Annotated in this window: 10 protein-coding genes; 7 read left to right on the plus strand and 3 right to left on the minus strand. The window is 47.6% G+C overall.

Annotation, left to right across the window (positions count from 1 at the left end):
- Positions 1 to 118 precede the first annotated feature (118 nt).
- The 3 genes from E2I14_RS06490 to mfd are packed head-to-tail and all read right to left on the minus strand — an operon-like array spanning position 119 to position 4,835.
- Positions 119 to 514 (minus strand): DUF4870 family protein, encoded by a 396-nt coding sequence (locus E2I14_RS06490; protein ID WP_133326622.1) that lies wholly within the window; start codon positions 512 to 514, stop codon positions 119 to 121.
- 8 nt (positions 515 to 522) lie between these two features.
- Positions 523 to 1,389, minus strand: coding sequence for a phosphoserine phosphatase SerB (gene serB, locus E2I14_RS06495; RefSeq protein WP_133326624.1), 867 nt, complete (start codon positions 1,387 to 1,389; stop codon positions 523 to 525).
- Positions 1,390 to 1,403: 14 nt separating this feature from the next.
- On the minus strand, positions 1,404 to 4,835 hold the full coding sequence (gene mfd, locus E2I14_RS06500) for a transcription-repair coupling factor (RefSeq protein ID WP_133326626.1): 3,432 nt from the start codon (positions 4,833 to 4,835) through the stop codon (positions 1,404 to 1,406).
- A 189-nt stretch (positions 4,836 to 5,024) separates the two neighbouring features.
- Here mfd and ispD point away from each other — a divergent pair, with 189 nt between their 5' ends.
- The 7 genes from ispD to E2I14_RS06535 all read left to right on the plus strand — a co-directional run bounded on the left by ispD (position 5,025) and on the right by E2I14_RS06535 (position 11,899).
- Positions 5,025 to 5,738 (plus strand): 2-C-methyl-D-erythritol 4-phosphate cytidylyltransferase, encoded by a 714-nt coding sequence (gene ispD, locus E2I14_RS06505; protein WP_133326628.1) that lies wholly within the window; start codon positions 5,025 to 5,027, stop codon positions 5,736 to 5,738.
- A 41-nt stretch (positions 5,739 to 5,779) separates the two neighbouring features.
- On the plus strand, positions 5,780 to 6,274 hold the full coding sequence (gene ispF / locus E2I14_RS06510) for a 2-C-methyl-D-erythritol 2,4-cyclodiphosphate synthase (RefSeq protein WP_133326630.1): 495 nt from the start codon (positions 5,780 to 5,782) through the stop codon (positions 6,272 to 6,274).
- Positions 6,275 to 6,342: 68 nt separating this feature from the next.
- Positions 6,343 to 6,612 (plus strand): DUF4404 family protein, encoded by a 270-nt coding sequence (locus E2I14_RS06515; RefSeq protein ID WP_133326632.1) that lies wholly within the window; start codon positions 6,343 to 6,345, stop codon positions 6,610 to 6,612.
- 452 nt (positions 6,613 to 7,064) lie between these two features.
- The gene (gene aceA, locus E2I14_RS06520; protein WP_133326634.1) at positions 7,065 to 8,360 is read left to right on the plus strand and encodes an isocitrate lyase; all 1,296 of its coding nucleotides are present in this window, start codon (positions 7,065 to 7,067) and stop codon (positions 8,358 to 8,360) included.
- Positions 8,361 to 8,783: 423 nt separating this feature from the next.
- A complete protein-coding gene (lepA, locus tag E2I14_RS06525) occupies positions 8,784 to 10,577 on the plus strand; it encodes a translation elongation factor 4 (protein WP_133326636.1) in 1,794 nt (597 codons plus the stop codon).
- Complete coding sequence (gene lepB, locus E2I14_RS06530; RefSeq protein WP_133326638.1) at positions 10,574 to 11,509, plus strand: signal peptidase I; 936 nt, start codon at positions 10,574 to 10,576, stop codon at positions 11,507 to 11,509. The genes lepA and lepB overlap by 4 nt, the downstream gene beginning before the upstream one ends.
- A 21-nt stretch (positions 11,510 to 11,530) precedes the next feature.
- On the plus strand, positions 11,531 to 11,899 hold the full coding sequence (locus E2I14_RS06535) for a DUF4845 domain-containing protein (RefSeq protein WP_133326640.1): 369 nt from the start codon (positions 11,531 to 11,533) through the stop codon (positions 11,897 to 11,899).
- The last annotated feature ends 13 nt before the right edge of the window (positions 11,900 to 11,912 follow it).

Here is an 11,912-nt window from a genome sequence, read left to right on the forward strand (position 1 = left end):
ACTAGGAATTTGCAACCAACAATACGCACGCCGTTGGGATGCGCTAAAAAACAAAAAACGTCATTCCAAATTGGCAATGACGTTTTTAATTAAGCGGTTGATGTGCGCGCTAAGTGAGTTAATTAATTCCGTTGAAAGGATTATCGCCGATTGGACGATTTTCATTGAGCGCCATAATGCCGGTGATTAAGCGATAGGCTTTCCACAGCCATGCGCCGCCCCAAACGATAAACGCTAGCGGAATTCCGACAATGGTGATGATTAGCACCCAGCCCACAAATACGCAGGCCAGATAAATCCAGAATGAATTGATTTGCCAATTGTGATGGCTATAAACGAAAGTCCCGGCTGCCTCGCCGCGTTTGGCGTAACTCAAAATGACTGGAATAAAAGACAGCGCGCCCAAGGTAAATAACATGCTCACGGCATGGAAAATATAAAACCACCATGCGTAATTTTTGATTGATTCCAGTTGCGCATCAAACACCAATTCTTGCGAGTTATTGACTGACATGTTGTCTCCTAAAGTAAGTTTAATACTCCGTCTAATCCAACAAAATTAAGTGCGACATCGGCTTTGGCCCGCACAACCGGTTTAGCGCGGAAAGCGACTGATAATCCCGCAATTTCCATCATCGCCAAATCATTCGCGCCGTCGCCCATGACGATGGCTTGTTGTGTTGTGATTCCCAGTTGCGCGCAGACGCGTTCTACGGTGCGGCGTTTTTCTTGCGCATCGACGATGCCTTTGATAACGTTGCCGGTTAATTTGCCGTTAACGATTTCTAGTTCATTGGCATGGGTGAAGTCGAGGTTTAAGCGCGCTTTCATCCTATCGGTAAAGAAGGTAAAGCCACCAGAAACTAGCAAGGTTTTGATGCCCGCTGCTTGAATCGCTTTGAGCAAAGGCTCGGCGCCAAGCGAGAGTTGCAAGCGTTCGTCGTACACTTTTTGCAAAGCTTCGGCAGGTAAGCCCTTAAGTAAAGCTACGCGACGTGCCAAGCTCTCAGGGAAAGCAATTTCACCGCGCATTGCCGCTTCCGTAATGGCGGAGACTTGCGGCTTTAAACCTTGCATATCGGCGATTTCATCGATGCATTCAATCGTGATTAAGGTGGAATCCATGTCCATTGCCAGAAAACGAAAGTCGCTGAGCTGTTTGGGTGATGTGCTCCAATAGGCGTCGATTTTGGCCGCAAAAGCCAGATCGCTAATTTGGCTTTTTAAGGCGTCGCTGCGCTCGCTTGCCGCAATGCCGGTGCAGCGTATGGCGTGCTGGGAAAGTTCCGTAATCTGCGTTGGTGCGGCGGATTGGGCTAATTCTTTTAGTGCCTTTAGGTCCGCCGTTAGGCTTTGCAAAATCAGTGTTTGAGTAGTTGCGTTCGTCATGTTAGTTGTAAGGTTTATTTCAAGGCGCGGATAGCCGTTTTGATTTGCCCAACTCGTGCAGCCAAATCAGGCATGTTGGCGCTGATGCGTAGCTTATCCTGACCGTGCAATTTAATGTGCTTATTTTTTTGGATTAATTCAATAATCCGAATCGGATCAATCGGCGGCTTTTCGATGAATTGCATCACCGCGGCATCCGAATGAGCGTCAATTTTAAAAATACCCACGGTTTTTGCCAGTACGCGCAGTCGATGCGTTTCCACCAAGGCGGTAACTGGCTCTGGCAGTTTGCCAAAACGATCGATTAATTCCTCTTGTAAGGTATCGATGGCGTCAAAACTCTTGGCGCTGGATAAGCGTTTGTAGAGCGATAAACGTTCGTGCACGTCGCCGCAGAAGTCGCTTGGGAGCAGGGCTGGCGTGTGCAAATTGATTTCGGTGGTGGTCGCTAACGGCGCAGCCAGATCGGGCTCTTTGCCTTCTTTTAAGCTACGCACGGCTTCATTCAACATTTCGGAATACAGTTGGAAACCAATTTCCACCATGTCGCCCGATTGATTGTCGCCTAACACTTCACCCGCACCGCGAATCTCTAAATCGTGCATGGCTAAATAAAAGCCACTGCCGAGTTCTTCCATCTGCACAATTGCATCGAGTCGGCGCTGCGCCAATTTGGTTAGTCCTTTGACGTCGTGCACCAGCAAATAGGCGTAGGCTTGGTGATGCGACCGACCGACGCGGCCACGCAATTGGTGCAACTGCGCCAAACCGAATTTGTCGGCGCGATGCATGATGATTGTGTTGGCGGTTGGGACGTCAATGCCGGTCTCAATAATGGTCGTGCAGAGCAAAATGTTATAGCGCTGCGCCACGAAATCGCGCATAACTTTTTCCAAATCGCGTTCGTGCATTTGGCCGTGCGCGACTGCAATACGCGCTTCGGGCAACAATTCTTCCAGCATTGCTTTGCGGTTTTGGATAGTCTCGACTTCGTTGTGCAAGAAATAGACTTGGCCGCCGCGTTTTAACTCGCGCAAACAGGCTTCGCGCAAGACTGAATTATCTTCACTGCGGACAAAAGTTTTAATTGCTAACCGTTTTTGTGGCGCGGTGGCGATGATGGAGAAATCGCGCAAACCCTCCAATGCCATGCCCAAGGTGCGCGGGATCGGTGTGGCGGTTAAGGTCAATACATCGACTTCGGCACGCAAGGCTTTTAAGGTTTCTTTTTGGCGCACGCCAAATCGGTGCTCTTCGTCGATGATGACTAAACCTAGACGGCTAAATTTAACGTCGTCGGATAATAATTTATGGGTGCCGATGACGATATCGACTGTGCCATCGTTCATGCCTTTAATCGCGGCGGTGATCTCTTTGCCGCTTCTAAAGCGCGATAATTCCGCGATTTTTACTGGCCAATCGGCGAAGCGATCAGCGAACGTTTGAGCATGTTGTTCGGCTAGCAGCGTGGTTGGCGCCAAAATCGCAACTTGTTTGCCGCCCATGACCGCGACGAAGGCGGCACGCAGGGCTACTTCGGTTTTACCAAAACCTACGTCGCCGCAAATCAGTCTGTCCATCGGTTTGCCGGACGTCATATCGCTGACGACCGCATTAATCGCAGCCGCTTGATCGGCAGTTTCTTCAAAGCCAAAACTCTCGGCAAAAGCTTGGTAGTCGTGCGCGGAATATTCAAATGCATGGCCATGACGCAGGGCGCGGCGGGCGTATAAGTTAAGCAATTCAGCGGCAGTATCGCGGCATTGTTGCGCGGCTTTACGCTTAGCTTTTTCCCACGAACCGGAGCCTAAGGTATGCAGCGGCGCTTCTTCTTGCGATGCGCCGGAATAGCGTGAAATAACGTGCAATTGCGCCACGGGCACGTAGAGCTTGGTTTCTTTGGCGTATTCCAGATGCAAAAATTCAGTTTCGCCTTCGCCCAAATCCATGGCGACTAAACCTTGATATCGCCCAATACCGTAATGTTCATGCACCACTGGATCGCCGATTTTGAGTTCAGACAAATCGCGCACCATGGATTCAACTTGCGTCGCGCCTTCTTGCTTTTTGCGCGCGGAAGAGCGGCGGGTGACGTTGGCGTATAACTCGGTTTCGGTGATAAAGCTAATGCCGCTTTCCAGATTGAAGCCAGCAAATAACGGCGCAACGCCTAGCATCAAGGGCGCAGTGCCGGTCACGAAATCGGTCAAGCTATCGCAAATTACGGGATGCAAATCGTATTCGGCAAAATACTGCTGCAATGTTTCGCGCCTGCCGTTGGATTCGGCGCAAATTAAGATGCGCTGTTTGGTTTGCAGTAAGAACGAGCGCAGATTGGCAAGCGGATCATCTAAGCGGCGATTGACCGCGATATCAGGAAGTGCGGTGGAGATTTTTATTTGGTCTTCGGCATTGGACTTAATTAAATACCGCCCAAACGGTTTGGTCAGCGTAAAAAAATCCTCATCGCGCAAGAACAGCGCTTCGGGCGCTAATACTGGCCGTTCACGGTCGGACTTTAAAAACGCATAACGCGATTGCGTATCGGTCCAAAAGCGTTGAATCGCCGCATCAATTTCACCGACCATGCACAGGCAAGTCGATTCTGGCAAATAGTCGAACAAGGTGGCAGTTTGTTCAAAAAACAGTGGCAGATAATATTCAATTCCCGCCGAAGCAATACCGTTGCCGATGTCTTTATAGATGCGGGTACGTGATGGATCGCCTTCAAACACCTCGCGCCATTTTTTGCGGAAAGCGGTGCGCGCTGGTTCATCCATGGGGAACTCGCGGCCTGGCAACAGGCGAACTTCCTTGACCGGATAAATCGTGCGCTGCGTATCGGCGTCAAAGGTGCGGATGGTTTCTATGGTTTCGCCGAACAAATCTAGGCGATACGGCAAGGGCGAACCCATCGGGAATAAGTCAATCAAGCCGCCGCGCACGGCATATTCGCCCGGCGACATCACTTGCGACACGTGGCTGTAACCCGCCAAGGTCAGTTGAGTTTTAAGCTGCGCTTCGTTGAGTGTTGCGCCTTGTTTGAAAAAGAATGTATAAGCCGCTAAAAATGAGGGAGGTGCCATGCGCAGGAGCGCGGTGGACACCGGCACAATTAACACATCCGATTGACCGTGACCCACTTCATACAGTGTTGCCAAGCGCTCGGACACTAAATCCTGATGCGGCGAGAACGCGTCGTAGGGCAATGTTTCCCAGTCCGGCAATACATGACAGCGCAACTGTGCTTCGCTGCCAAACCAACTAATTTCGGTTTGCAAACGCTGAGCATCGGTCGCATCGGCCACGAATACCGTCAACATGCGCTGCGCAGCTTTGAGCGCCGTAGCTGTCTGACTTAAGGCGTACGAATCGGCCGAACCGTGCAGAGTGGGTAAATGAATCCGATAACCTGGTTTGGGTAGCGAGTGCAGATCAAATGACATTGGCAGAATTAGGTTGGAGGGCAAAAGCTGACGGTATAGTCGAATCGTTGGTGAATTGTGGTCGAATTATTGCTTGGCTTGCTTGGAGTTGCAGTCCATTTGACTTTACAATGGAGCACGTATTATAAACTACCGCCGGGAAACTGTTCCCGCCCTTCAACTCTTGATTTTTATTCGTTTGATAACACGTTGAGCCTCTCAAATTCCCCGCGATATTTTGCCTTAATTCCAGCCGCCGGCGTCGGTGCGCGCATGCAAGCGGATTGCCCGAAACAATATTTGCACATTGGCGGCAAAAGTATTTTGCAACATAGCGTTAATGCGTTTTTGCGGCACGCCGCGATTCAGCATGTGTTTGTGGTGGTGAGCCCGCACGATGCTTATGTTGCGCAGGAATTACTGAAGGATGAGCGGCTAACGGTGTTGTTTTGTGGCGGCGAAACCCGCGCTGATTCCGTGACTAACGGCTTGGATGCAATGGCCGGGCAAGTTGATGCGCTAGATTGGATTCTGGTGCATGATGCGGCCAGACCCGGTTTAACGCCCGATTTAATCAGTCGCTTAATCGATCAAGTCGGTACTGATGAGGTAGGTGGACTGCTGGCTTTGCCTGTCGTGGACACCGTTAAACTACAAAATTTAAGCGCTTCACAGCATCAGGTAAAAACCATTCCACGGGCCGGTTTATGGCTAGCCCAAACACCGCAAATGTTTCGCCATCGCGTATTAAGCGATTGCTTAGCAAGCGCAAAAGCAGCGTCATTTGATATCACCGATGAAGCGAGCGCCATTGAGGCCAGCCGTTTGATACCTCAACTGGTCGAAGGTCATTGGTGCAATACTAAAATTACCCGTCCTGACGATTTGGTATTGATCGACTCTTATTTAGCAAAACTTATTTAGCAAAACTTATTTAGCATTACATACCTCGCAACCATAAATCCATGAAAAACTCCCCTCCAAATTTCCGCGTAGGCCAAGGCTACGATTGCCACGCCTTGGTTGAAGGCCGCAAATTGATTATTGGCGGTGTGACCATTCCACACAAAACCGGTTTGCTCGGTCACTCCGATGCCGACGTGTTGCTGCATGCGATTACCGATGCGTTATTTGGCGCGGCGGGTTTGGGCGACATTGGCCGACATTTTCCAGACACCGCGCAAGAATTTGCGGGCGCAGATTCCCGTGTGCTGCTGCGCGAAGCCGTCAAGCGCGTGGCCGCGGCTGGCTTTGCCGTAGGCAATTTAGACGCAACCATTATTGCGCAAGCGCCGAAAATGGCGCCGCATATTCCGACGATGGTTAGTCATATTGCCCAGGATTTAAATGTTGAGAATAACCGCGTGAACATCAAAGCGAAGACCAATGAAAAGTTGGGCTATTTAGGACGCGAAGAAGGTATTGCTGCTGAAGCGGTAGTATTGATTTACAGCATATAATTTTGGCGTGATTTAGCGCATACTGCAGCACTGATTTCTGATTCATCCTCTTTTGCAAAGGCATCACCATGAGCACCGAACAACTGAAAGACTCGTTAAAAAAACTGCACGAAAGTTTGAATAGCACCGATCAAGTCGATGCGGAATTGTCCGACTTGTTAAAAACGCTCTCCGAAGATATTCATAATCTGCTGCACAAAGAGCACACGGATGAAGATTCCTTGAGCCATTTGGGTGATCGCACCTTGGCGTTGTCGGCTAAATTCGCAGCGCAAAATCCGCACCTTGAATCTGGCTTGCGCGAGCTAGGCGATATTTTGGCGCGCATGGGAATTTAATTGTGTGACGTGAAGCCGGAATTTACGCGATTGATGTAATTCGCTAGATCAACTAATCTGGTCGTTCAGTTTTTTTTAAAATAGCTCCTCAATTGGAGCTATTTTTTTTACCTATTTTTGCGAGCCTGTGTTGATTGCGCCACAAAATCGCTTCGCACTGCGCCCTGATTTGGGGCAAATTTGTTTAAATTTCACGATATGAAATCAACGTTTCGTATTATAAAATCTCGTCCCCGCTACGCACCAATTTTCTATTTCATTTTAAGATATGTTATTTCACATCGCAAAAAATAAAACGTAAGTAATTGGTTTTTAACGATTAAAAATAACTTATATGTCTTATATAAGACCTTGTTGCTCCGCAAAATAAGGCATATAGTTATTCCTAGCGAATTCGATTTAAAGCAGTTTTCACCCACTTTTACTTTGTTTTATTTGATAGGAGAAACACCATGTTGACTCGTGAACAGCAAATCGCCGCAATACAAAAAGATTGGGACACTAATCCACGTTGGATTGGTATCAAACGTAACTACACCGCAGAAGACGTTGTACGTTTGCGCGGCTCGATCCAAGTTGAGCACACCTTAGCAAAAAACGGCGCGGTCAAATTATGGAATCTGGTTAACAACGAACCATTCGTTAATGCCTTAGGCGCGTTGACTGGTAACCAAGCAATGCAACAAGTTAAAGCAGGCTTGAAAGCAATTTACTTGTCCGGCTGGCAAGTGGCTGGCGACGCAAACGTTGCTGGTGAAATGTACCCAGATCAATCGTTGTACCCAGCGAACTCAGTACCGTTAGTAGTTAAGCGAATCAACAACACATTAACTCGCGCTGACCAAATTCAATGGTCCGAAGGTAGCGACGAGATTGATTACTTTGCTCCTATCGTAGCTGACGCTGAAGCCGGCTTTGGTGGCGTGTTGAATGCCTATGAACTGATGAAATCCATGATCGACGCTGGCGCGGCTGGTGTGCATTTTGAAGATCAATTGGCTTCCGTTAAAAAATGCGGTCACATGGGCGGTAAAGTATTGGTTCCAACCCGCGAAGCGGTTGAAAAACTCAACGCAGCACGTTTGGCAGCAGACGTAATGGGCGTTCCAACGGTGTTGTTGGCACGTACTGACGCGGAAGCGGCTGATTTGTTGACCTCCGATGTTGATGCTAACGACAAGCCGTTCTTGACCGGTGAGCGCACAGTGGAAGGCTTCTACAAAACTAAACCAGGTTTGGAACAAGCAATCTCACGCGGCTTAGCTTATGCCGAATACGCTGACATGATTTGGTGTGAAACTGGTAAGCCAGATTTGGAATTTGCTCGTAAATTTGCCGAAGCGATTCACGCTAAATTCCCAGGTAAATTGTTGTCTTACAACTGCTCACCATCGTTTAACTGGAAGAAAAATCTGGATGACGCAACGATTGCTAAATTCCAAAAAGAATTGGGCGCAATGGGTTACAAATTCCAATTCATCACCTTGGCCGGTTTCCATGCATTGAACTACGGCATGTTCAACTTGGCACACGGTTATGCACGTCGTCAAATGTCGGCATTCGTTGAATTGCAAGAAGCTGAATTTGCAGCAGCAGAAAAAGGCTTTACTGCGGTAAAACATCAACGTGAAGTTGGTACTGGCTATTTTGATGCGGTAACGCAAGTTATTCAGCAAGGTCAATCGTCAACGACGGCGTTGCACGGTTCGACCGAAGATGAACAATTTTTTGACAAAAAAGTCGCTTAATTGCTCGAGAAGTTGAGTAAATAGAAGTTTATTTATGTTTTTAAGAGAAATTGAGCGTAAGTTCATTAAACTTTCTCTTGGGAAATAAATCAAAACCGCATCTTCATGGTGCGGTTTTTTGTTTTTGGATCGATTGAAGCGGCGATATATGTGTTTTTTTACAGGTTTATCGCAGCCAACTGTGGGTTAACTGCGAGTTGTTCGGGTTTTCTAGGCCGAAATCCAGTAAAATGCTGGAATTATTTTATCCACAATTTCTGGTCGGAAACACTTACAGCGCGTTGCCATTATTTCTATGGGGTAATTTAAACGGGCTAGTAATAAGCAAGTTTGCGCGAACGTATCGCGTTTCTTTCTGACCTAGGTGACGCTCAGAGCGGTTTATTTGGCGCGCCGAACATATCAACTATTTCAATTGGCTTAATGAATAACATTCGTAATTTTTCGATTATTGCCCATATCGACCACGGTAAATCCACCTTGGCCGATCGTATTATCCAGCTTTGCGGCGGCTTGTCTGACCGCGAAATGGAAGCGCAAGTGCTTGATTCCATGGATATTGAGCGCGAGCGCGGCATTACTATTAAAGCGCAAACCGCGGCCTTGACCTATAAAGCGCGCGACGGCCAGATTTATAATCTCAATTTGATTGATACGCCCGGTCACGTCGATTTCAGCTACGAAGTGAGCCGCTCCTTGTCGGCCTGTGAAGGCGCGTTGCTGGTAGTGGACGCCTCGCAAGGGGTAGAAGCGCAAACGGTGGCTAACTGTTACACCGCAATTGAATTAGGCGTGGAAGTTGTGCCTGTTCTTAATAAGATCGATCTTCCATCCGCCGATCCAGAAAATGCCTCCAGCGAAATCGAAGAAGTTATCGGTATTGACGCGACCGACGCGGTGCATTGTTCGGCCAAAACTGGCTTAGGCGTAGTTGACGTTATCGAGTCGTTAATTAGTAAAGTACCGCCGCCAAAAGGCGACCCAGACGCGCCCCTGCAAGCCTTAATCGTTGATTCTTGGTTTGATAACTACGTTGGCGTTGTTATGTTAGTGCGCGTTGTTAATGGCACCTTAAAGCCCAAAGATAAAATCGTGTTAATGGCCAATGGCTCCAATCATTTGGTCGAAAGTGTCGGCGTATTTACTCCTAAATCATTGACTCGCGCCGCATTAAGCGCTGGCCAAGTAGGTTTTATTATTGCCGGTATTAAAGAATTAAAAGCCGCCAAAGTGGGCGACACCGTAACTTTGCAATCCCGTCCCGCCGCTGAGCCATTGCCCGGATTTAAAGAAGTCCAGCCGCAAGTGTTTGCCGGTTTATTCCCGGTCGAAGCCAATCAATACGACGCGTTGCGTGACTCGTTAGAAAAGCTCAAGCTCAATGACGCTGCTTTGCAATACGAACCAGAAGTCTCGCAAGCCTTGGGTTTCGGCTTCCGTTGTGGCTTCTTGGGCCTGTTGCATATGGAAATCGTGCAAGAACGTTTAGAGCGCGAATTCGACATGGATTTGATCACTACCGCACCGACTGTTATTTACGAAGTGGTGCAGGGCGATGGATCGATTTTGATGGTGGATAATCCCTCCAAAATGCCGGACCCATCGCGCATTGAAGAAGTGCGCGAACCGATCGTTACCGTGAATTTGTACATGCCGCAAGAATATGTGGGCGCGGTGATTACCCTGTGTACTAGCAAACGCGGTGTGCAGCTCGATATGAGTTATCACGGTCGCCAAGTGAAATTGACCTACGAAATCCCGATGGCTGAAATCGTGTTGGATTTCTTTGATCGTTTGAAATCCACTTCACGCGGCTACGCATCGATGGATTATGAATTCAAAGAATATCGCGCCGCCGACGTGGTCAAAGTTGACATGCTAATTAACAGCGAAAAAGTCGATGCATTGGCAATTATCGTGCACCGCGCAAACAGCCAATATCGCGGTCGCGCGGTAGCCGCCAAAATGCGTGAATTGATTCCGCGTCAAATGTTCGATGTGGCGATTCAAGCAGCCATCGGAGCCAATATTATTTCGCGCGAAAACGTCAAAGCGTTGCGTAAAAACGTGTTAGCCAAGTGTTATGGCGGTGATATTAGCCGTAAGCGTAAATTGCTGGAAAAACAAAAAGCCGGTAAAAAGCGCATGAAACAAGTCGGCTCGGTAGAGATCCCGCAAGAAGCATTTTTAGCAATTTTACAAGTGGAAGATAAATGAACCTGCAATCAATCTTAGGCAATTTCGCCTTAATTTTGTTTATTTTGACGATTTTAACGGGCGTTATTTGGTTTTTAGATGTATTTGTCTTTGCAAAACAAAGGAAGTTAGTTGCTGATGCAGCATTGGCGGAATACGATGCGCGACGTGAGAAATTAAGTGCCGAAGGTTTGAAGCTTGAAACCAGCAATCGTGAGGAATTAAAAGCCAATTTAATGCGTCAACCGGCTTGGATCGAATACACCGGCAGCTTCTTTCCAGTGATTTTATTGGTATTTTGCTTACGTTCGTTCTTGTACGAACCGTTCAAAATCCCATCGAGTTCCATGTTGCCAACTTTATTAGTCGGCGATTTGATCTTGGTGAATAAATTTACTTACGGTATTCGTTTGCCAATAATTAACAAAAAAGTCATTGAAATTAACCAGCCACAACGTGGCGACGTCATGGTGTTTAAATACCCCAAAGACATGACCTTGGATTATATTAAGCGGGTGATTGGCGTGCCCGGTGATAAAATCGTCTACAAAGACAAGCGGTTAACCGTCAACGGCCAAGAAGTTAGCTACAAAGAATTGCCCGATTTTTTGGATGAAGAGCGGTTAACTTACGCTAAACATTACGAAGAAAATCTGCTCGGCGTGCACCACGAAATCTTAAACGACGAACGCGCACCAACCTATGTACCCGGCGTGCACGAGTTTCCGCACAGCGAATTGTGTACTTATGATTTAGACGGTTTTGCTTGCACCGTACCAGCAGGAAATTATTTCATGATGGGCGACAATCGCGACAACAGTGCTGATAGTCGCTACTGGGGATTTGTCCCAGATGAAAATATTGTTGGTAAGGCGTTTGGTATTTGGATGAATCAAAATGTGATTACCAATCTCGAATTCAAAAAGTTAAAACGTATCGGCAGTTTTCAATAATTTCACGTCACGGAGAAAAACATGAAAGGTTGTCCTAATTTACAAAAACAACGCGGCCTGTCTTTAGGTGGTTTGATTTTGGCATTGGTTTTAGTGGGCTTGGCTGCGGTGCTGGGGATGCAAATCGTGCCCGCCGTAGTGGAATTTCAAAGCATTAAAAAGGCGGTTAATGATGCGCGCAATACGGGTACCAATGCTCAAGAAATCGAATTTAGCTACAACAAAATTGCTCAAGCCGGCTATATCACTTCCGTTACTGGTAAGGATTTAACGATCGTAAAAGAAGATGGCGCATACGTTGTTAGTTTCGCCTACGAGAAAAAGCTGCCGCTTTTTGGTCCAGCCAGTTTGTTGTTGGAATTTAATGCCACAACCGACAAAAAGCATTGATCGCAGTTTGGTA

Source organism: Sapientia aquatica (assembly GCF_004358105.1).
In the GTDB taxonomy this organism is placed as follows: Bacteria; Pseudomonadota; Gammaproteobacteria; order Burkholderiales; family Burkholderiaceae_D; genus Solimicrobium; species Solimicrobium aquaticum.

What these genes read in the sequence shown, in the direction of transcription:
- E2I14_RS06515 (WP_133326632.1), top strand. Translation starts at nt 6,343, where the DNA reads ATGAGCACCGAACAACTGAAAGACTCGTTAAAAAAACTGCACGAAAGT.
- lepA (WP_133326636.1), top strand. Translation starts at nt 8,784, where the DNA reads ATGAATAACATTCGTAATTTTTCGATTATTGCCCATATCGACCACGGT.
- ispF (WP_133326630.1), top strand. Translation starts at nt 5,780, where the DNA reads ATGAAAAACTCCCCTCCAAATTTCCGCGTAGGCCAAGGCTACGATTGC.
- aceA (WP_133326634.1), top strand. Translation starts at nt 7,065, where the DNA reads ATGTTGACTCGTGAACAGCAAATCGCCGCAATACAAAAAGATTGGGAC.
- serB (WP_133326624.1), bottom strand. Translation starts at nt 1,389, where the DNA reads ATGACGAACGCAACTACTCAAACACTGATTTTGCAAAGCCTAACGGCG.
- mfd (WP_133326626.1), bottom strand. Translation starts at nt 4,835, where the DNA reads ATGTCATTTGATCTGCACTCGCTACCCAAACCAGGTTATCGGATTCAT.
- E2I14_RS06535 (WP_133326640.1), top strand. Translation starts at nt 11,531, where the DNA reads ATGAAAGGTTGTCCTAATTTACAAAAACAACGCGGCCTGTCTTTAGGT.
- lepB (WP_133326638.1), top strand. Translation starts at nt 10,574, where the DNA reads ATGAACCTGCAATCAATCTTAGGCAATTTCGCCTTAATTTTGTTTATT.
- E2I14_RS06490 (WP_133326622.1), bottom strand. Translation starts at nt 514, where the DNA reads ATGTCAGTCAATAACTCGCAAGAATTGGTGTTTGATGCGCAACTGGAA.